The sequence below is a fragment of the Streptomyces sp. NPDC001100 genome (genome assembly GCF_053598575.1).
The window spans coordinates 362,108-381,304 of sequence record NZ_JBSFKO010000002.1; the positions used below are offsets into that span (position 1 = coordinate 362,108).

Consider the following 19,197-nt stretch of genomic DNA (forward strand, 5'->3'; position numbering starts at 1 on the left):
ATTGCGCTCGCCCGTTCTGTCCACAGGGCTTGCGCACCTGTCCCGCTTCGGTTACTGGGAAGGACGGCCCACGCCATGCCCGCAGATCTCGCCGTCATCGGACTCGGTCCTCTCGGCCTGCCCCTGGCCCAGGCCGCTGTCGCCGCCGGTATCGCCACGGTCGGCTTCAAGACCGGCCCCGAGGCCGGCTCCCTCAGCCCCGCCGAACTGCGCCGGATGCTCTCGGGGGGCTTCCGGCCGGCCACCAACCCCGCCGAGCTCGGCCGCGTACGCACCGCCGTGATCTGCGCGCCGACTCCCCCGGACGCGGACGGCGGCCTCGACCTCGGCCAGGTGGAGACGGCCGCCCGCGCCCTCGCCGCCCACCTGCGCCCGCACACCACGGTGATCCTGGAGTCACCGGTGCACCCCGGCACCACCGAGGACTTCCTCCGCCCCCTCCTCGAAGAGGGATCCGGCCTCCGCGCGGGCCGCGACTTCCACCTGGCCTACTCCCCCAGCCGCGTCGACCCCGGCAACCGCGACTTCACCCCCGCCAACACCCCCAAGGTGATCGGCGGTCTGACCCCCGCGTGCACCGAGTCGGCCGCCGCCTTCTACGGCCGCCTCACCGACAAGGTGGTACGCGCGCGTGGCCTGCGCGAAGCCGAGACCGTGCAGCTACTGGAGACCAACTTCCGGCACGTCAACATCGCCCTCGTCAACGAAATGGCCGTCCTGTGCCACGACTTGGGCGTCGACCTCTGGGACGTCATCCGCTGCGCGGAGACCAAGCCGTTCGGCTTCCAGGCCTTCCGCCCCGGCCCCGGCGTCGGCGGGCACGCCGTCCCCCAGGACCTGACCGCGCACGGCGGGCGCCCGCTCCGCATGGTCGAACTCGCCCAGCAGGTCAACAACCAGATGCCCCGTTACGTCATCCAGCGCGCCGCCACACTCCTCAACGAGCACGGCAAGTCCGCGCGCGGAGCACGGGTGTTGCTGCTCGGCGTCACCTACAAGGCCGACCTCGCCGACCAACAGGCCACCCCCGCCCAGGAGATCGCGATCCGCCTCATGGAACTCGGCGCCTCCGTCAGCTACCACGACCCGCACATCCCCTCCTGGAGCGTCCTGGACCGCCCGGTCCCCCGCGCGGACTCCCTCTACGAGGCGGCGGCCGACGCCGACCTGACGATCCTGCTCCAGCAGCACCGGACGTACGACCTCCAAGGCCTGTCCGTGAAGGCCCAGTTGCTGCTGGACACGCGGGGGGCCACGCCGACCGGGGCCGCACACCGGCTCTGAGCACGAAAACGACTGGTCACACGGCCACGTCAACCTGCTAATCTCCCCTCACTCGTCGCACAGCTGTCTCATATCCGTGCGCGCGCATCTCCGCTTCACCTTTCTCGTCTTCGTATCCCGTGGGGGGATTTCTGTCATGAGCCAGTCAGCCATGCCACCGCAGCCACAGCCGCAGCCCGAGGCGCAGGCCCAGCCGCAGCAGCCCGCGCCGCCGCAGCCGGTCGACGGCAACCCGTACGCCCAGCAGTCCGGCGCGGTACCGCCGCCGCCCCCGGCTCCGTACGCCCCGCCCGTTCCCCCGAAGAACAACATCGCGCTCGGCCTGGTGACCGCCGTCGTCGCCGCGCTGGTCGCCGCCGGCATCTACGGCGTCGTCATCGGCACCACCAAGCACGAGATCGGCTGGGCGGCGGTCGGCGTCGGCTTCGTGATCGGCCTGGCTGCGGGCAAGCTCGGCGGGCGCAACCCCGTACTGCCCGTGGTCAGCGCCGTCCTGGCCCTGGGCGCGGTCTACCTCGGCCAGCTGGTCGGCGAGGCGATGATCGGCGCGGACGAGCTGGGCGTGAACTTCAGCAAGGTGTTCTTCGACCACTTCGACGTCGTCCAGGACGCCTGGAAGGCCGACGCCGACCCGCTCACCTTCGTCTTCTTCGCCATCGCCGCGTTCGCCGCGTTCTCGGGCGCCAAGAAGGCTGCACTCTGACACCGGCGCGCGGGTTGTGCAGGGGGCGCTTGGGGCGGGGTGTGCGTCGGGGGCTGGTGGCGTGCGACTCGCGGCGCCGGTACCGTACGGAAGCAGGTGGAGTCGACCGCAGCGGGCACTGCGGCAGGCTCGTGAAGGATGATGGAGTGCCCGTCCCTGGTCTTTGCAGGGACGGCCGCTCACCTTCCGCCAACGAGGTGGAGCCCACCGCAGCGGTCACTGCGGCAGGCTCCTGAAAAGTGAACGGAGTGTCCACCCCTAGTTCATATAGGGGTGGCCGCTCACTTTCCGCCGTGAATCCACAAGATCCACCTCCTCCGTTGCTTCACCATCCGAAGACGGATCCGGTCCCAGCGGGTGGGCTTGCGGTGACGACCCATGGGTGCGCCCCCTTCCACGACGCCACCCATTGACCTGGTAGGCGGCTCGTCGGAACTCGGGCCGGGCCCCGAGAGCCCGGGTCCGGAACGATGTCCCTGGAAGGGGGCGACCCAAAAGAACTGGGCCCGCCGATCAAGGACCGTAGCCGCCCGACACGGCCATACCGCGGGTAATCACCCCGAACGCAACCGTGCGCCCCCTAAGTCCCAACACGCGCCCCACCAGGCCCACTTGGGCACACGAAAGGGCCCGGACCACTCAGGTCCGGGCCCTTAAGAGCGTCGCATGCCTACCGCTTGTGCTGCGAGTCAGCCACCGTCACCTCGACGCGCTGGAACTCCTTCAGCTCGCTGTAACCGGTGGTCGCCATGGCCCGCCGCAGCGCCCCGAAGATGTTCATCGAGCCGTCGGGAATGTGGGACGGACCCGTGAGGATCTCCTCGATCGTGCCGACCGTGCCGAGGTCGACCTTCTTGCCGCGCGGGAGTTCCTCGTTGACCGCTTCCATGCCCCAGTGGTGGCCCTTGCCGGGGCCGTCCGTGGCACGGGCCAGCGGGGAGCCCATCATGACCGCGTCGGCGCCACAGGCGATCGCCTTGGGGAGGTCGCCGGACCAGCCGACACCGCCGTCGGCGATGACGTGGACGTACCGGCCGCCGGACTCGTCCATGTAGTCGCGGCGGGCCGCCGCCACGTCCGCGACCGCGGTCGCCATCGGGACCTGGATGCCCAGGACGTTGCGCGTGGTGTGCGCGGCACCGCCGCCGAAGCCGACGAGGACACCGGCCGCGCCGGTGCGCATCAGGTGCAGGGCCGCGGTGTAGGTGGCGCAGCCGCCGACGATGACCGGGACGTCGAGTTCGTAGATGAACTGCTTCAGGTTCAGCGGCTCGTGCGAACCCGAGACGTGCTCCGCCGAGACCGTCGTACCGCGGATGACGAAGATGTCCACGCCCGCGTCGACGACGGCCTTGGAGAACTGGGCCGTGCGCTGCGGGGAGAGCGCGGCGGCGGTGACCACGCCCGAGTCGCGCACCTCCTTGATGCGCTGCCCGATCAGCTCCTCCTTGATGGGAGCCGCGTAGATCTCCTGGAGGCGGCGGGTCGCGGCGTCCACGTCCAGGCCGGTGATCTCGTCGAGGAGCGGCTGCGGGTCCTCGTACCGGGTCCAGAGCCCTTCGAGGTTCAGTACGCCGAGGCCGCCGAGCTCGCCGATGCGGATCGCGGTGGCCGGGGAGACGACGGAGTCCATGGGGGCGGCCAGGAACGGCAGTTCGAAGCGGTAGGCGTCGATCTGCCAGGCGATCGAGACCTCCTTCGGGTCCCGCGTACGGCGGCTGGGGACGACGGCGATGTCGTCGAAGGCGTACGCCCGGCGGCCGCGCTTGCCGCGCCCGATCTCGATCTCAGTCACGTGTGTGGCCTTTCCTTCTGCGTCTCAGCGTCTTCCAGTATCGCCGACGGGCACGACAAGGGCGGCCCCGGATGCTCCGGAGCCGCCCTCGGGAAGCCTGGCGACTACTGGCCGACTACTTGCTGCGGCTGTAGTTCGGTGCCTCGACCGTCATCTGGATGTCGTGCGGGTGGCTCTCCTTGAGGCCCGCGGACGTGATCCGGACGAAGCGGCCCTTGGTCTCCATCTCCGCGATGGTGGCCGCGCCCACATAGCCCATGGTCTGGCGCAGACCGCCGACGAGCTGGTGCAGCACGTTGGCCAGCGGGCCGCGGTAGGGCACCTGGCCCTCGATGCCCTCGGGGACGAGCTTGTCGTCGGAGGCGACCTCGGCCTGGAAGTAGCGGTCCTTCGAGTACGACCGGCCCTGGCCGCGGGACTGCATCGCGCCGAGCGAGCCCATGCCGCGGTACGACTTGAACTGCTTGCCGTTGATGAACTGCAGCTCGCCCGGGGACTCCTCACAGCCCGCGAGGAGGCTGCCGAGCATCACCGTGTCGGCGCCGGCGGCGAGCGCCTTGCCGATGTCGCCGGAGTACTGCAGGCCGCCGTCGCCGATGAGCGGGACGCCGGCCGCGCGGGCCGCGAGGGAGGCCTCGTAGATCGCGGTGACCTGCGGGACACCGATGCCGGCGACGACGCGGGTGGTGCAGATCGAGCCGGGGCCGACGCCGACCTTGATGCCGTCGACACCGGCGTCGACCAGGGCCTGGGCGCCGTCGCGGGTCGCTACGTTGCCGCCGATCACGTCGACGCCGACGCTCGACTTGATCTTCGACATCCAGCTGAGGGCGTTGCTGTTGTGACCGTGCGAGGTGTCGACGACCAGGAAGTCGACGCCCGCCTCGGCAAGGGCCTGGGCGCGGTCCAGTGCCTCGGGGCTGGCGCCCACGGCGGCGCCGACGATGAGGCGGCCCTCGGCGTCCTTGGCGGCGTGCGGGTACTGCTCGGCCTTGACGAAGTCCTTGACCGTGATGAGGCCCTTGAGGATGCCCGCCTCGTCGACCAGGGGAAGCTTCTCGATCTTGTGGCGGCGCAGCAGCTGCATGGCGTCCGCGCCGGTGATCCCGACCTTGCCGGTGACCAGGGGCATCGGGGTCATGACCTCGCGCACCTGACGGGAGCGGTCGGTCTCGAAGGCCATGTCGCGGTTGGTGACGATGCCGAGCAGCTTCTTGTTGCCGTCGGTCACCGGGACGCCACTGATGCGGAACTTGGCGCACAGGGCGTCGGCCTCGGCGAGCGTGGCGTCCGGGTGCACGGTGATCGGGTCGGTGACCATGCCGGACTCGGAGCGCTTCACGAGGTCGACCTGGTTGACCTGGTCCTCGACGGACAGGTTGCGGTGCAGGACGCCGACGCCGCCCTGGCGGGCCATCGCGATGGCCATCCTGGACTCTGTCACCTTGTCCATCGCCGCGGAGAGCAGCGGGATGTTGACCCGGACGTTGCGCGAGATGCGGGACGAGGTGTCGACCGCGTTCGGGAGCACCTCGGATGCACCCGGCAGCAGCAGCACGTCGTCGTAGGTCAGCCCCAGTGTCGCGAATTTGGCGGGCACTCCGTCGACGTTGGCAGTCATGACACCTTCCCCAATGGCCTTGATCGGTGCGGATGTCCATGCTAACGGGAAGCAGGGTCCCCGAATTCCATGATTCGACGGCTACGTCCCACACCGGGCTTCGTATGTTCGTACGGCACCGGGCGCCCGGCTGTTCAAGAAAGGCGTTGCCCGTACCGGCGTTACTGCTCGGCCAGTGCCCGCAAACGGCTCAGCGCACGGTGCTGTGCGACCCGGACGGCACCGGGTGACATTCCCAACATCTGGCCGGTCTCCTCGGCCGTGAGGCCTACGGCGATGCGCAGCAGGAGCAGTTCGCGCTGGTTCTCCGGGAGGTTGGCCATGAGTTTCTTGGCCCATTCGGCGTCGCTGCTGAGCAGGGCGCGCTCCTCGGGTCCGAGGGAGTCGTCCGGCCGCTCGGGCATCTCGTCGGAGGGGACCGCCGTGGAACCCGGGTGGCGCATCGCGGCGCGCTGGAGGTCGGCGACCTTGTGCGCGGCGATGGCGAAGACGAAGGCCTCGAAGGGGCGGCCGGTGTCCTTGTAGCGGGGCAGTGCGAGGAGGACGGCCACGCAGACCTCCTGGGCGAGGTCCTCCACGAAGTGCCGCGCGTCGCCCGGGAGTCGGGACAGCCGGGTGCGGCAGTAGCGCAGGGCCAGTGGGTGTACGTGGGCGAGCAGGTCGTGGGTCGCCTGCTCGTCTCCGTCGACCGCGCGAAGGACGAGCCCACCAATCGCCCCTTGGGCACTGGCCCCCTCGTCGTCACGCATCGGTCCATGGTGCCTTGCGGCCGTGTGGTCCGTGGCACCGCGTCCGTTGTTGTGCACCGAAGCGTTATGAGCAGGTGCGCCGGAACTCATCTCCTGCGCCCTCCCCTCCCGCTCGACCGACTCGTCCCCGAGGAACTCCACACCTCAAGGATGCGGCATCCGCGGCGAAACGAGCAGCGGGCACCCGGCGGGCCCCGTCACCCTCCCCGCCCGCCCTCAGGCAGGCGGGGACTCCCGTACCCCCGCTACGACCCACCGACCTGGCCCTAACGGACCAGACCCCAGCGGAAACCGAGCGCCACGGCGTGCGCCCGGTCCGAGGCGCCGAGTTTCTTGAAGAGCCGCCGGGCGTGGGTCTTGACGGTGTCCTCGGAGAGGAAGAGCTCACGGCCGATCTCCGCGTTGGAGCGGCCGTGGCTCATGCCTTCGAGGACCTGGATCTCGCGTGCGGTGAGCGTCGGCGCGGCGCCCATCTCGGCGGACCGCAGCCGGCGCGGGGCCAGTCGCCAGGTCGGGTCGGCGAGGGCCTGGGTGACCGTGGCCCGCAGTTCGGCGCGTGAGGCGTCCTTGTGCAGATAGCCGCGGGCGCCGGCCGCGACCGCGAGGGCCACGCCGTCCAGGTCTTCGGCGACGGTGAGCATGATGATGCGGGCGCCCGGGTCGGCGGAGAGCAGCCGCCGCACGGTCTCGACACCGCCGAGTCCGGGCATGCGGACGTCCATCAGAATGAGGTCCGAGCGGTCGGCGCCCCAGCGGCGGAGGACTTCCTCCCCGTTGGCCGCGGTCGTCACGCGCTCGACACCGGGTACGGTCGCGACCGCCCGGCGGAGCGCCTCTCGGGCAAGCGGGGAGTCGTCACAGACGAGGACGGATGTCATGGCCGCCCTCCGCAGCTGATGCGCGTCACCTTGAGCCTCCAGGCTGGTACGAAATCGTCACCTGTGCGGTCGACCGTCTCGGACGCCTGCCCGAGCACTTGTGTTTGCAACCGCCTCGCACTCTCAACGACGGTCACTCGAAAGAGTTACGGGGCCGTGTGTCGTCTTCGGCACTCTACGTGAGGGTGCGGACACGGTGGAGGCGTGCGCGGCCGACCCTCAAGCTTTCATCACAACCGGTGCCCCATTCAGCCCCATTTCTTCCCTTTTGCTGGTGTCTGAGGCTAGATTCGCAATGAGTCATATTTTCATCTCCTTAGATCGTAGTTGTACGGTCGTGGACACCGTATCCGCCCATAACGGCTGCAAGGGGTCACGCAATGGCAGATTTCTCCCGCCTTCCCGGACCGAACGCGGACCTGTGGGACTGGCAGCTCCTGGCTGCCTGCCGAGGGGTCGACAGCTCGCTCTTCTTTCATCCCGAGGGCGAGCGCGGTGCGGCACGAAGCGCTCGTGAGAACTCGGCCAAAGAGGTCTGCATGAGGTGCCCGGTCCGCGCGCAGTGCGCGGCGCACGCGCTGGCGGTGCGCGAGCCGTACGGCGTCTGGGGCGGCCTCACCGAGGACGAGCGCGAAGAACTCATGGGGCGTGCCCGTAACCGGCTGGTGTCGGCCTCGACCGCCGGGGACATGGCTTCGAACAACTGAAGGAACGTTTCTCCAGTACACCTTCCGACAGCACTCACCCAGGGGCACGCGCACGCGTGCCCCTACTTTTCGCGGGCCGCCCGCTCCAGCCGGTCCAGCGTCGCCGCCACCGCGGGCACCTGCGCCAGGTCGGGCAGGGTCAGCGCGACGATCTCCCGCCGCACCGCCGGTTCCAGGGTCACCGTCCGCGCGCCCCGGGGCCGTACGGACTCGATGGCGAGCTGGGGCAGTACGGCGACGCCCAGGCCCGCGCTCACCAGGCCGACGACCGCCGGATAGTCGTCGGTCGCGAAGTCGATGCGCGGGGTGAAGCCGGCGGCCTCGCAGGCCGCGACCAGCTGGCCGCGGCAGCGCGGGCAGCCGGCGATCCAGGGTTCTCCGGCGAGTTCGCCGATGGCGACGGACCCCGCGCGCGCGAGCCGGTGCCGTTCCGGGACCAGGGCGACCAGGCGGTCGCGGAGCAGGGGGCGTACCACCAGGTCGGACCAGTCCTCGGCGCCCGCCGCGGTCTCGTAGCGGAAGGCGAGTGCGATGTCGCAGTCGCCCTCGCGGAGCAGTTCGACGGAGTTCGGCGGTTCGGCCTCCTCCAGGAAGACGCGGGTGCCGGGGTGGGCGGCGCGCAGGGCGGCGAGGGCGGTGGGGACGAGGGTCGAGCTGCCGCTGGGGAAGGAGACCAGGCGGACCCGGCCGGCGCGCAGGCCCGCGATCGCGGCGACCTCCTCCTCGGCCGCCGTCAGACCGGCGAGGATGCCGGCCGCGTGCCGGACCAGGGCCTCGCCCGCCTGGGTCAGCCGCATCTCGCGGCCGGTGCGGATGAGGAGCGGGGTGCCGACGGAGGTCTCCAGAGCCTTCATCTGCTGGCTTACGGCGGGCTGGGTGCAGCCCAGTTCGCGCCCGGCCGCCGAGAAGGAGCCGGTGGCGGCGACGGCGCGCAGCACTCGGAGATGTCGGGCCTCGATCACGCACCGAGCATAAGCGGACCTTGGGGGTACGGGTGAATAATGCGGCGCGTCTTTGGGGCGCTCTCGCCTACCGTGACGTCATGAAGCTTCTCTCGCTGAATCTGGGCCGGGCCACGGCCGTGCCGTACACGGACCAGCCGGACGGCGTGACGGGGATCGACAAGCGGCCGACCGACGGGCCCGTCCGGGTGAGCGCGCCCGGCCCGAAGGGGATCGCGGGGAGCGGTCTCGCCGGGGACACGGTGTGTCATCTGCGCCACCACGGCGGCGACGACCAGGCGGTGTACGCGGTCGCGCGCGAGGATCTCGACGACTGGGAGCGGGAGTTGGGGCGCCCGCTCGGCAACGGTTCCTTCGGGGAGAACCTGACGACCCTGGGGATCGACGTGTCCGGCGCGCGGATCGGGGAGCGCTGGCGGATCGGTCCCGAGGTGGTCCTGGAGGTCACCTGCGGGCGGATTCCGTGCCTGGTCTTCCAGGCCCATCTGGGCGAGAAGCGGTGGGTGAGGCGGTTCACCCAGAAGGGCGCGCCGGGGGCCTATCTGCGGGTGATCGAGCCCGGTGAGATCCGGGCTGGGGACGCGATCGAGGTCGTGCACCGGCCCGGCCACGAGGTGACGGTGGCCCTGCAGTTCCGGGCCGTGACGACCGAGCGTGCGCTGCTGCCACGGCTGCTCCCGGCGGGCGAGGCACTGCATCCGGAGGCTCTCGCGGAGGCCCGGAAATATGTCGCGGAGCACGCGGGCTGACCTGCCGTCACGGCCTGTACGACGCCTGGTTCGACGTCTTGTTCGACACGTGTTCGTCACGGATCGGGAGGGCCTGTGCAGAGATCGGACCGGCTCGCTCCGGGTCACTAATCTTGCGCCATGACAACGGCATTGATTACGGGATCGACCGCGGGGATCGGTGCCGCGTTCGCGCGGCGGCTCGCGGCGGACGGACACAACCTCGTGCTGGTGGCGCGGAACACCGAGCGGCTCGGTGAGCAGGCGACCGAACTGCACGACCGGCACGGCATCGAGGCGGAGGTGCTGACCGCCGACCTCGCCACGGACGAGGGCATCGAGACGGTGGCCGCCCGCCTCTCCGACCGCAAGAACCCGGTCGACCTGCTGGTCAACAACGCGGGCTTCGGCAACAAGGGCCGCTACCTCGACGTACCGATGGCGGACGAGCTGAGGATGCTCAAGGTGCACTGCGAGGCGGTGCTGCGGCTGACCGGCGCGGCGGCCGAGGCGATGCGGGAGCGCGGGCGCGGCGGGGTCGTCAACGTGGCGTCGGTGGCGGCCTTCGTGCCGCGCGGGACGTACGGCGCGTCGAAGGCGTGGGTGGTGCAGTTCACGCAGGGCGCGGCCAAGGACCTGGCCGGGACCGGCGTACGGCTGATGGCGCTGGCGCCCGGCTTCGTGCGGACCGAGTTCCACGAGCGGGCCGGGATGGGCACGGACAACATCCCGAACTGGATGTGGCTGGACGCGGACAAGCTGGTCGCGGCGGCCCTCGCGGATCTGGCGCGCGGCAAGTCCCTGTCGATCCCCGACCCGCGCTATAAGGCGCTGATGGGCCTGGTGAAGATCACTCCGCAGGCGGTGCTGGGCGGGATCTCCTCGAAGACCGGGCGGAAGTACGGGCCGCAGTGACGGCAGCCGCCCGGGCGACTGTGACAACGGCACGAAGGCCCGGCTCCCCCAGAGGGGTGCCGGGCCTTCGACGTACACGTACTACGGGTTCACCGACTCGCGTCAGTGGGAGTGGCCGTGGCTGTGACCACCGGCGGCCGGCTCCTCCTCTTCCTTCTTCTCGACGACCAGGGTCTCGGTCGTGAGGAGGAGGGAGGCGATGGAGGCGGCGTTCTCCAGGGCGGAGCGGGTGACCTTGACCGGGTCGATGACGCCGGCCTTGACCAGGTCGCCGTACTCGCCGGTCGCGGCGTTGAAGCCCTGGCCGGGCTCCAGGTCGGCGACCTTGGAGGTGATGACGTAGCCCTCCAGGCCGGCGTTCTCGGCGATCCAGCGCAGCGGCTCGACGACCGCGCGGCGCACGACCGCGACACCGGTGGCCTCGTCGCCGGTCTTGCCGAGGTTGCCCTCAAGGACCTTGGCGGCGTGGACCAGAGCGGAGCCACCACCGGAGACGATGCCCTCCTCGACCGCGGCGCGGGTCGCGGAGATGGCGTCCTCCAGACGGTGCTTCTTCTCCTTCAGCTCCACCTCGGTGGCGGCACCGACCTTGATCACGCACACGCCGCCGGCCAGCTTCGCGAGGCGCTCCTGGAGCTTCTCGCGGTCCCAGTCGGAGTCGGTGTTCTCGATCTCGGCCTTGATCTGGTTGACGCGGCCCGTGACCTCGGAGGAGTCACCGGCACCGTCGACGACGGTGGTGTCGTCCTTGGTGACCGTCACGCGACGGGCGGAGCCGAGCACGTCCAGGCCGACCTGGTCGAGCTTGAGGCCGACCTCCTCGGCGATGACCTGACCGCCGGTGAGGGTGGCGAGGTCGCCGAGCATCGCCTTGCGGCGGTCGCCGAAGCCGGGGGCCTTGACCGCGACCGCGTTGAACGTGCCGCGGATCTTGTTCACGACCAGGGTCGACAGGGCCTCGCCCTCGACGTCCTCGGCGATGATCAGCAGCGGCTTGGAGGCGTTGGCCTGGATGACCTTCTCCAGCAGCGGCAGCAGGTCCTGGATGGAGCTGATCTTGCCCTGGTGGATGAGGATGTACGGGTCCTCGAGGACCGCTTCCATCCGCTCCTGGTCCGTCACGAAGTACGGCGACAGGTAGCCCTTGTCGAAGGCCATGCCCTCGGTGAAGTCCAGCTCCAGACCGAAGGTGTTGGACTCCTCGACGGTGATGACACCGTCCTTGCCGACCTTGTCCATCGCCTCGGCGATGAGCTCGCCGACCTGGCTGTCCTGCGCGGACAGACCGGCGACGGCCGCGATGTCGGCCTTGTCGTCGATGGGCCGCGCGGTGGCGAGCAGCTCGTCGGAGACGGCCTTGACGGCGGCGTCGATGCCCTTCTTCAGGGCGGCCGGGGAGGCACCCGCGGCAACGTTGCGCAGGCCCTCGCGGACGAGCGCCTGGGCGAGCACGGTGGCGGTGGTGGTGCCGTCACCCGCGATGTCGTTGGTCTTGGTCGCCACCTCCTTCACCAGCTGGGCACCGAGGTTCTCGTACGGGTCGTCGAGCTCGACCTCGCGGGCGATGGTGACACCGTCGTTGGTGATGGTGGGGGCGCCGAACTTCTTGTCGATGACGACGTTGCGGCCCTTGGGGCCGATCGTCACCTTCACCGTGTCGGCAAGCTTGTTGACGCCGCGCTCAAGGGCGCGACGGGCGTCCTCGTCGAACTTCAGGATCTTCGCCATGGGAGCGGTTCAGCCCTCTCGGAAAACGTGGGTGAAACGAACGACGCCCCTGACGCCCGGCTTCATAAGGTCGCGGGGGCCAGGGGCGTAGCTCACATACTGAATGTGAAGCGAATTACTTCTCGATGATCGCGAGCACGTCGCGGGCCGAGAGGACGAGGTACTCCTCGCCGCTGTACTTCACTTCGGTGCCGCCGTACTTGCTGTACAGCACGATGTCGCCGGTCTTCACGTCGAGCGGAAGACGCTCGCCGTTCTCGAAGCGGCCCGGGCCCACGGCCAGGACGACGCCCTCCTGGGGCTTCTCCTTGGCCGTGTCCGGGATGACCAGGCCAGAGGCCGTGGTCTGCTCGGCGTCGAGCGGCTGGACCACAATGCGGTCCTCAAGCGGCTTGATGGCAACCTTGGAGCTGGTGGTCGTCACGATCCGACCTCCCCCTTCGGAGATCTCACGGGGTTAACTGTCTGAGGTGGCGACCAGGTGGATCCGTCGTCGCGGGTGCCGGACCTGCCCGTCGCTATTGGCACTCTCCAGGGGGGAGTGCCAGACCTGAGACTATGACTGCGATTAGCACTCGGTCAAGCGGAGTGCCAATGCCCGCGGCGCTTGGGCGGAATTTGGGTGACCGTCGGCTGTGGTTGCCGTCTCTGGGGGCTGCGCCCCCGGACCCCCGCTATCGGCCTGGACGGCCTCGTCCTCAAACGGCGGACGGGCTGATGGTGCCGACCGGTGCTGGAGTAGCGACCTGTGTTGGAGGGACGGCCGGCGCTGACGGATTTCCACAGCCGTTCCGGCTAATCCGCCGTACACCCCCAATAGCCGATCTCCGCCGGCTCGCCGTCGCGATAGAGGGTCGTGCATCGGCCGGCCCCACGGCCCGGGAAGGACGCGGCGCCGCCGCGGAGCGCCGCGATCCAGCGCTCGCGGGTGGGTCTGCCCTCCGGCGCCCAGTCGCGCACCTCGTCCTCGGTCAGGGGTCGCATCATGGCGACCTCGTCCCCGGACGCCGCGTCGACGAGGTCGTGGAAGTCGAGTACGGAGGAGGTGCCGCCGGTCAGGATGTACTCCGCCCAGCCCTCGTCCTCGCACAGATCGAGGATGTCCCGCCCCGGGAACCCGTGGTCGTCCTCGGCCAGTTTCTGTTCCTGTGCCTGCCGGAACGCCGACTCAAGGTCCTTCTGGTACGGCCCCGTCGAGGTCCACTGGTCGCCACCCATCGCAAGGCCCTTTCCCCTCACCGCTGTTCGTCGTGCGCGGCAGGTTATCCGGGGCCTCTGACACTCCCGCCCGGCGCGTCAGAGGTAGTCCTCCAGTCGGCCCACCGTCAGGCCCCGCTCCTGGATCCCCCGGAGCAGTCGGGCCGTCGTGTCGGTCGGGGTGATGCGGACGATGTCGCCGGGGGTGAGGCGGTGGGCGCCTCGGGCGTAGGTGAGGGTTCCGGTGGTCGTGGAGGCGCGCCAGAGGACCAGGGCGGAGATGCCGCAGTCGGCGGCGGCCCGGCGGGTGGTGGTGTCGTACGTGCCGTCGGGGGGCCGGAGCAGCCGGGGCCGGGGACGGGCCAAGTGGCCGCAGATCTCGGTGCGTTGGGTGGAGTAGGGCAGGCCGGTGAAGTGGGCGGGCCCCGGCGGTGTGCGGAACTCCGTTACGGGGAGGCGCAGTTCGCGGACCAGGTCGGTGAACCTCGGGTCCCGGCGGGTGCTCGCCTCGTGGTCGTAGGTCAGGAAGACGACCCTGTCGCGGGTGCGGACGTGGTCCACGACGGGCGGGAGGCCGGGGCCCGCCGAGCGGGCGGGGGGTCCGGGGGACGGTTTCGGGGCGGGGGCCAGGGGGGCCGTCAGACCCCAGTGGCGGTACGGCTGTTCGCGGGACGGGCCGTGCGGGTGGACGCGCTGGGCGGCCTTCTTGCCGAGCCGTTCGATGGGGTCGACGGACTGGGCGCAGCCGGTGAGGAGGGTGGCCGCCAGGGCGACGGCCACCGGTACCGGGACCCTCACAGGTAGTCCTCCAGGCGGGCCACCGCGTAGCCCTCGGCCGTGACCTTGCCGAGGAAGCGGCGCATGTCGTCGACCATGGTGCCCTTCCAGTCCGCGCGGCCCCGGAAGTGGGTCAGGACGATGTCCCCGGGGTGCAGGTCCCGGTCGTCCTCGCGGTACTCCCAGTGGTCGACGTAGACCTCCTCGTCCCAGATCGGGGCGTACTTGATGCCGCAGGACTTGGCGGCGACGAGGGTGTCGTGGTTGTAGTTCCCGTACGGCGGCCGGAAGACCGTCGGGGCCTTGCCGAACTGCTTCTTCATGATGTCCTGCATGCCGCAGATCTCACGCTTCTGCTCGGCGTAGGACAGACCGGGCAGGTACGGGTGCGTGAGGGTGTGGTTGTTGAGCGTGTGGCCCTCGGCCTGCATCTTCTTGAAGTAGCCGTAGTCGTCCTTGACCAGGTAGTTGCTGAGGAAGGCCGTGTACGGGATCTTCAGGTCGCTCATCATCCGCAGGAACGCGGGGTCCTTGTTCTCGCCGTCGTCGATGGTGAGGAAGACGATCTTCTGCCTGGTGGGGATCGTCGTGAAGACCGGCGGGAGGTTCAACTCCTCCTGGTCGTCCACCTCGAAGCCCTTGCGCGCGGTGATCTCCGGCTTGTGCGCGGGCGCCGGCGGCGCCTGGAGCGGCACCTTCGCCAGTCCCCAGCGCTTCGCGGCGGCGACCCGGGCTGCGTAGGCGGCGCGGAGCCTGGAGGCGTAGGAGTCGAGCGCGCGGGCCGGGGGCGCGTGCAGGGGCTGCGCGCCGTGCGCCACAGGGGCGGCTTTGCCGGCGCCGGGCTGGGTGCAGCCGGAGACGAGGGCGGCGAGCGCGAGGGCGGCGAGCGCGCCACGGACGCCCGCTCTCCGACGCCGAGTCGCCTGGTTTCCGTACGCCCGATTGATGTCATTTTGTACGACTACTCGCATGACGTCGGATCTTTTCAGGCCCCGGCCCCCGATCCCGTGCCGACACCGCCAACACACCGCCACCGGAGGCACACCGTCCACCGACTGGCCCACAATGACCCGGTGAACGACCCCCATGCCCCGGTGCACGACCCCGTACTCGCCTTCGCCGCCCTGCTCACCCCGGAGGGCCGGGCCCTCCTCGACGAGGTCCGCGGCACCGACCCGGCCAAGGAACTCGCCGTCGCGACCCGGCTGCGCCGCGAGTATCCCGCCGACCTCGTCTCGGCGGCCCTCGGCCAGGCCCGGCTGCGGCAGCGGGCGGCGGTGGCGAAGTTCGCGCCCGAGGACGCCGACCGGATGTTCTTCACCCCGAACGGCTTCGAACAGTCCACCCGCACGACGGTCGCCGCCTATCGCGCGGGGCGCCTGCGCGAACTGGGCGTGACCTCCGTCGCCGACCTGTGCTGCGGGATCGGCGGCGACGCGATCGCGCTGGCGCGGGCGGGGGTGCGCGTGCTGGCCGTGGACCGCGATCCGCTGACGGCCGCCGTGGCGCGCGCCAACGCGCAGGCGCTCGGCCTGGCCGACCTGATCGAGGTGCGCGAGGCGGATGTCACGGACGTCGACACGACCGCGTACGACGCCGTGTTCGTCGACCCCGCACGCCGGGGCGGCCGGGGCCGCATCTTCGACCCCGAGGCGTACTCGCCCCCGTTGTCCTGGGCCGTCGGCGCCGCTACGGCGGCCCCGCTCGCCGCGCTGAAGATCGCGCCCGGGGTGCCGCACGAGGCGATCCCGGCGACGGCCGAGGCGGAGTGGATCTCGGACGACGGGGACGTGAAGGAGGCGGTGCTGTGGTTCGGGGCGGGGGTGCGGCCGGGTGCCGTAAGGGCAACTCTCCTCCCCGGACCGCGAGTTCTGCACGGCCGCGGACTGCCCGACCCCGAAGTCCGTTCCGTGGGACGGTACTTGTACGAACCCGACGGCGCCGTCATCCGCGCCCACCTCGTCGCCGAGGTCGCGGAGGAGGTCGGGGGCGGGCTCGTCGACGAGACCATCGCGTACGTCACGGCGGATGAGCTACGGCCCACCCCGTACGCCTCCGCCTACGAGATCACCGATCAACTCCCCTTCGGCGTCAAGAAGTTGAAGGCGCTGCTGCGGGAGCGGGAGGTGGGCGTGCTCACCGTGAAGAAGCGGGGTTCGGCCGTCGAGCCGGAGGAGTTGCGGCGCAAGGTGAAGCCTCAGGGGCCCAACTCGGCGACGGTGTTCCTGACTCGGGTGGCGGGGGCGCCGGCGATGTTGATCGGGCGGCCGGTCTAGGACTCCTCTTCCGCCCGGCGCAGCAGGAGTTGGCGTTCGCGCTCGTTGCGCGCCAGGGAGGCCGCCCGTACGAACTCCGCCTTCGCCTCCGTCGTACGGCCCAGGCGGAGGAGCAGGTCGCCGCGGACGCTCGGCAGCAAGTGGTAGTCGCGCAGGGCGGGTTCGGCGGCGAGGGTGTCGACGATCTCCAGGGCCGGGGCCGGGCCGTCCGCCATCGAGACGGCTACGGCTCGGTTCAACTCGACCACGGGAGAAGGGGATCGGGTGGCGAGGAAGCCGTAGAGGGTCGCGATCGTCGGCCAGTCGGTCTCCTCGTAGGTGTACGCGTGGGCGTGGCAGGCGGCGATGGCGGCCTGGAGGGCGTAGGGGCCGGGGGCGCCGGTGGACACGGTGTCGGCGCGGCCGAGGGCGGTGATGCCTCGGGCGATGAGCAGGCGGTTCCAGCGGCGGCGGTTCTGGTCCCTGAGGAGGACGGGGTCGCCGTTCGGGGCGGTGCGGGCGGCCGAGCGGGAGGCCTGGAACTCCAACAGGGCGGCCAGGGCGTGTACTTCGGGTTCCTTCGGCATCAGGCCGGAGAGGAGGCGGGCGAGGCGGAGCGCGTCCTCGCACAGTGCCGGGCGCAGCCAGTCGTCGCCCGCCGTCGCCGCGTAGCCCTCGTTGAAGATGAGGTAGATGACGTCGAGGACGGAGCCGAGGCGGGCCTCGCGGTCGGGGCCGTAGGGGACCTCGAAGGCGACGTTCTTGGTGGCCAGGGTGCGTTTGGCGCGGACGATGCGCTGGGCGATCGTCGGCTCGGGGACGAGGAAGGCGCGGGCGATCTCGGGGGTGGTCAGGCCGCCGAGGAGGCGCAGGGTGAGGGCGGTGCGGGCCTCCGGGGACAGGACCGGGTGGCAGGTGGTGAAGACCAGGCGGAGGAGGTCGTCGTCGATGTCGTCGGGGGCGGCGGGTTCCTCGGGCGGGGCCGTCGTCTCCAGAGTGCGGCCGATCTCCTGGAGCTTGCGGGCGTAGTTCTCCCGGCGCCGGACCAGGTCGACGGCGCGGTGCCTGGCGGTGGCCATGAGCCAGGCGCCCGGGTTGTCGGGCACACCGTCCCTCGGCCACTGCTCAAGGGCGGCGACCAGCGCGTCCTGCGCGAGCTCCTCGGCGATGCCGACGTCGCGGACGGTGCGGGCGACGGCGGCGATGATGCGGGGCGACTCGATACGGAAGACGGTCTCGATAGTGCTGTGCGGGTCCGTGGTGTTGCCGGGCGGGGTTGCGGTGGGCTGTGATTCCGGGGGCACAACCCACCATGCAACACCCCCGGCGGCCTCGGGCCAAGGAAGGCCGGACAAAGGAGGGCCGGGAGAGGCCACGGACGAGCGAGGAACGCTCAGCCCTCCGCGATCTCCCGCACCTCGCACGTCACCGTCCAGAACTCCTCGTGCACCTTCAGGAACCGCTTCGTCCACTCCAGCGCCTCGGCCATGTCCTTGCACTGCATGATCGCGTAGCCGCCGACGACCTCCTTGGACTCGGTGAACGGGCCATCGGTGACGGAGATCTTCCCGCCCTCCCAGTGAACCCGCGCACCCTGCGTGGTCGGGGTGAGACCGGCGGTGTCGAGCATCACCCCGGCCTTGGTGATCTCCTCGATCAACTCGCCCATCCGCTGCATCAGTTCGGCGCTCGGGCCCTCGGCGGGGGCGGTCTTCTCGTCGATCTGCACGAGGGAGAGATAGCGGGGCATGGTGACTCCTCGGGACTGTTGCGGTGACCGGGTCCTTCCCGGCCTCTCAACCATGCGTCGAACGAGGGGCGGCCGGATCGACACACTCGCCGGAATTCCCCGAAGAATCTTTCCGGCCCTCCGTCTTCGCAGGTCAGCGAGGGGTCCCGGACAGTGCGGTGAGACAGCGGATGCGCGAGCGGGCAACGAGGTCGCAGTGACGAACCGCCGTCCCCACACCCACTGTCCGGTCTTCCCGGTCTTCTGTACGGTCGAAGAGCCGGGGCGTCGTACGAGGGGAGCCGGCGATGGTCTCCGACACAGCGGGTGGGGCACTGGCCGAGCTGAATCTGCGGCTACGGCTTTCCGTCAAGGAGGCGGCCGGCCACAGGAACGAACCCGAGGTTCTGAAGGAGAAGGTCAGCCGAGTCGTCGAGAACCTCCTACAGCTCACCGCCGCGGCGAGGGGCGAAGCGCTCCTGACATCTCCTGTGGATGACCTGCTCCTCCACAGGGAGCGGCCGGACGGCGAGATCGTGGCTTCGGCAACGGACCCCGCCGCGTACGACGAGGCTCGGGGCCGGCTCCTCGAAGAGGCCGAGGGCCTGGTGAAGGATCTGCGTCGCCGCTACTACAGCAAGAAGACGATCAGGAAGGCTTTCGGCGGGGAGACGCAGGAGAGCACGGTTCACCGCTCCGAGAAGGCCTTTGCTCTCGGGTTCGAGATCGCCTCCTACGTCACCTTGCGGGATGCCGAGGCAGTGGGGCGCAAGGGAGCCTCCTTGGCAACGCTCCACAGCAGCAAGGAAATCCGGGCGGCTGTCAAGATCGGTCAGTATCTGCTGGGTCCGTCGCCTCTCACCGTGGCCAACGACCTCACCACGATGCTCGGTGACGCTGTACGGAACATCAACGCGGACAACCTGAAGAAGCGGGTGGACCGAGTCTTCGAGGCCGTCCGGGCCGTCAGGTCCCTGGAGTCCCCCCACCGGGGCCGAGGCATCTCGTCACCCAAACAGAGCAGGCGGCGTACCTTCGTCCCCCGTTCCTCCGTCCCACCGGCCCGAACTGTCGTCGAACCGCCGCCTCCACAACCCGATCCTCCCTCGCCCAAGTCACCACGACCAACGAAGCGCCCTTCGACCCAGCGCCTCCCCGGCATCGGCTGA

The 19,197-nt window shown here is 70.2% G+C and carries 19 protein-coding genes; 7 read left to right on the plus strand and 12 right to left on the minus strand.

The window, feature by feature from the left end:
- Window positions 1–75: 75 nt before the first annotated feature.
- Entirely contained in the window at window positions 76–1,284 is a 1,209-nt protein-coding gene (locus ACWDEW_RS03875; protein ID WP_450509286.1) for a nucleotide sugar dehydrogenase, read from the plus strand.
- 136 nt (window positions 1,285–1,420) lie between these two features.
- Complete coding sequence (locus ACWDEW_RS03880; protein WP_450509287.1) at window positions 1,421–1,987, plus strand: hypothetical protein; 567 nt, start codon at window positions 1,421–1,423, stop codon at window positions 1,985–1,987.
- Window positions 1,988–2,657: 670 nt separating this feature from the next.
- Here ACWDEW_RS03880 and ACWDEW_RS03885 read toward each other — a convergent pair.
- From ACWDEW_RS03885 to ACWDEW_RS03900, 4 genes are all read right to left on the minus strand, one after another.
- Window positions 2,658–3,782 carry a GuaB3 family IMP dehydrogenase-related protein gene (locus ACWDEW_RS03885; RefSeq protein WP_381248914.1) on the minus strand — a complete coding sequence of 375 codons (1,125 nt, stop codon included), beginning with the start codon at window positions 3,780–3,782 and terminating at the stop codon, window positions 2,658–2,660.
- A 115-nt stretch (window positions 3,783–3,897) separates the two neighbouring features.
- The gene (gene guaB, locus ACWDEW_RS03890) at window positions 3,898–5,403 is read right to left on the minus strand and encodes an IMP dehydrogenase (protein WP_362974842.1); all 1,506 of its coding nucleotides are present in this window, start codon (window positions 5,401–5,403) and stop codon (window positions 3,898–3,900) included.
- Between the two features lie 161 nt (window positions 5,404–5,564).
- Window positions 5,565–6,152: a sigma-70 family RNA polymerase sigma factor gene (locus ACWDEW_RS03895; RefSeq protein ID WP_200715865.1), complete on the minus strand. Its 588-nt coding sequence runs from the start codon at window positions 6,150–6,152 to the stop codon at window positions 5,565–5,567.
- A gap of 266 nt (window positions 6,153–6,418) precedes the next feature.
- On the minus strand, window positions 6,419–7,030 hold the full coding sequence (locus ACWDEW_RS03900; protein ID WP_003948568.1) for a response regulator transcription factor: 612 nt from the start codon (window positions 7,028–7,030) through the stop codon (window positions 6,419–6,421).
- Between the two features lie 380 nt (window positions 7,031–7,410).
- Here ACWDEW_RS03900 and ACWDEW_RS03905 point away from each other — a divergent pair, with 380 nt between their 5' ends.
- Window positions 7,411–7,737: a WhiB family transcriptional regulator gene (locus ACWDEW_RS03905; protein WP_019066760.1), complete on the plus strand. Its 327-nt coding sequence runs from the start codon at window positions 7,411–7,413 to the stop codon at window positions 7,735–7,737.
- A 62-nt stretch (window positions 7,738–7,799) separates the two neighbouring features.
- Here the strand turns inward: ACWDEW_RS03905 and ACWDEW_RS03910 are convergent, their stop codons facing one another.
- Window positions 7,800–8,699, minus strand: coding sequence for a LysR family transcriptional regulator (locus ACWDEW_RS03910; RefSeq protein ID WP_450509291.1), 900 nt, complete (start codon window positions 8,697–8,699; stop codon window positions 7,800–7,802).
- Between the two features lie 80 nt (window positions 8,700–8,779).
- Here ACWDEW_RS03910 and ACWDEW_RS03915 point away from each other — a divergent pair, with 80 nt between their 5' ends.
- The gene (locus ACWDEW_RS03915) at window positions 8,780–9,448 is read left to right on the plus strand and encodes an MOSC domain-containing protein (protein WP_450509293.1); all 669 of its coding nucleotides are present in this window, start codon (window positions 8,780–8,782) and stop codon (window positions 9,446–9,448) included.
- Window positions 9,449–9,568: 120 nt separating this feature from the next.
- A complete protein-coding gene (locus ACWDEW_RS03920; RefSeq protein WP_450509295.1) occupies window positions 9,569–10,342 on the plus strand; it encodes an SDR family NAD(P)-dependent oxidoreductase in 774 nt (257 codons plus the stop codon).
- Window positions 10,343–10,444: 102 nt separating this feature from the next.
- Here the strand turns inward: ACWDEW_RS03920 and groL are convergent, their stop codons facing one another.
- From groL to ACWDEW_RS03945, 5 genes are all read right to left on the minus strand, one after another.
- Complete coding sequence (gene groL, locus ACWDEW_RS03925; protein ID WP_450509297.1) at window positions 10,445–12,070, minus strand: chaperonin GroEL; 1,626 nt, start codon at window positions 12,068–12,070, stop codon at window positions 10,445–10,447.
- Between the two features lie 115 nt (window positions 12,071–12,185).
- On the minus strand, window positions 12,186–12,494 hold the full coding sequence (groES, locus tag ACWDEW_RS03930; RefSeq protein ID WP_019066754.1) for a co-chaperone GroES: 309 nt from the start codon (window positions 12,492–12,494) through the stop codon (window positions 12,186–12,188).
- 371 nt (window positions 12,495–12,865) lie between these two features.
- A complete protein-coding gene (locus tag ACWDEW_RS03935; protein WP_450509299.1) occupies window positions 12,866–13,288 on the minus strand; it encodes a hypothetical protein in 423 nt (140 codons plus the stop codon).
- Between the two features lie 78 nt (window positions 13,289–13,366).
- Entirely contained in the window at window positions 13,367–14,065 is a 699-nt protein-coding gene (locus tag ACWDEW_RS03940) for a hypothetical protein (RefSeq protein ID WP_450509301.1), read from the minus strand.
- Window positions 14,062–15,015, minus strand: coding sequence for a polysaccharide deacetylase family protein (locus tag ACWDEW_RS03945; protein WP_450509303.1), 954 nt, complete (start codon window positions 15,013–15,015; stop codon window positions 14,062–14,064). Before ACWDEW_RS03945 ends, ACWDEW_RS03940 begins: the two co-directional genes overlap by 4 nt.
- Window positions 15,016–15,117: 102 nt before the next feature.
- Between ACWDEW_RS03945 and ACWDEW_RS03950 the strand changes: the two genes are divergently transcribed.
- Window positions 15,118–16,320 carry a class I SAM-dependent methyltransferase gene (locus ACWDEW_RS03950; RefSeq protein WP_450509305.1) on the plus strand — a complete coding sequence of 401 codons (1,203 nt, stop codon included), beginning with the start codon at window positions 15,118–15,120 and terminating at the stop codon, window positions 16,318–16,320.
- Here the strand turns inward: ACWDEW_RS03950 and ACWDEW_RS03955 are convergent.
- Together ACWDEW_RS03955 and ACWDEW_RS03960 are read right to left on the minus strand one after the other, a co-directional pair.
- On the minus strand, window positions 16,317–17,603 hold the full coding sequence (locus ACWDEW_RS03955) for an RNA polymerase sigma factor (protein WP_450509306.1): 1,287 nt from the start codon (window positions 17,601–17,603) through the stop codon (window positions 16,317–16,319). The genes ACWDEW_RS03950 and ACWDEW_RS03955 overlap by 4 nt on opposite strands.
- 89 nt (window positions 17,604–17,692) lie before the next feature.
- On the minus strand, window positions 17,693–18,049 hold the full coding sequence (locus ACWDEW_RS03960; RefSeq protein WP_450509308.1) for a YciI family protein: 357 nt from the start codon (window positions 18,047–18,049) through the stop codon (window positions 17,693–17,695).
- A gap of 287 nt (window positions 18,050–18,336) precedes the next feature.
- On the opposite strand from ACWDEW_RS03960, the gene ACWDEW_RS03965 reads away from it, so the two are divergent.
- Complete coding sequence (locus ACWDEW_RS03965; protein ID WP_450509310.1) at window positions 18,337–19,197, plus strand: hypothetical protein; 861 nt, start codon at window positions 18,337–18,339, stop codon at window positions 19,195–19,197.

Coding starts and splice junctions, on each gene's coding strand:
- ACWDEW_RS03875 (WP_450509286.1), top strand. CDS start 76: ATGCCCGCAGATCTCGCCGTCATCGGACTCGGTCCTCTCGGCCTGCCC.
- ACWDEW_RS03880 (WP_450509287.1), top strand. CDS start 1,421: ATGAGCCAGTCAGCCATGCCACCGCAGCCACAGCCGCAGCCCGAGGCG.
- guaB (WP_362974842.1), bottom strand. CDS start 5,403: ATGACTGCCAACGTCGACGGAGTGCCCGCCAAATTCGCGACACTGGGG.
- ACWDEW_RS03895 (WP_200715865.1), bottom strand. CDS start 6,152: ATGCGTGACGACGAGGGGGCCAGTGCCCAAGGGGCGATTGGTGGGCTC.
- ACWDEW_RS03900 (WP_003948568.1), bottom strand. CDS start 7,030: ATGACATCCGTCCTCGTCTGTGACGACTCCCCGCTTGCCCGAGAGGCG.
- ACWDEW_RS03905 (WP_019066760.1), top strand. CDS start 7,411: ATGGCAGATTTCTCCCGCCTTCCCGGACCGAACGCGGACCTGTGGGAC.
- ACWDEW_RS03915 (WP_450509293.1), top strand. CDS start 8,780: ATGAAGCTTCTCTCGCTGAATCTGGGCCGGGCCACGGCCGTGCCGTAC.
- ACWDEW_RS03920 (WP_450509295.1), top strand. CDS start 9,569: ATGACAACGGCATTGATTACGGGATCGACCGCGGGGATCGGTGCCGCG.
- groL (WP_450509297.1), bottom strand. CDS start 12,070: ATGGCGAAGATCCTGAAGTTCGACGAGGACGCCCGTCGCGCCCTTGAG.
- ACWDEW_RS03935 (WP_450509299.1), bottom strand. CDS start 13,288: ATGGGTGGCGACCAGTGGACCTCGACGGGGCCGTACCAGAAGGACCTT.
- ACWDEW_RS03945 (WP_450509303.1), bottom strand. CDS start 15,015: ATGCGAGTAGTCGTACAAAATGACATCAATCGGGCGTACGGAAACCAG.
- ACWDEW_RS03960 (WP_450509308.1), bottom strand. CDS start 18,049: ATGCCCCGCTATCTCTCCCTCGTGCAGATCGACGAGAAGACCGCCCCC.
- ACWDEW_RS03965 (WP_450509310.1), top strand. CDS start 18,337: ATGGTCTCCGACACAGCGGGTGGGGCACTGGCCGAGCTGAATCTGCGG.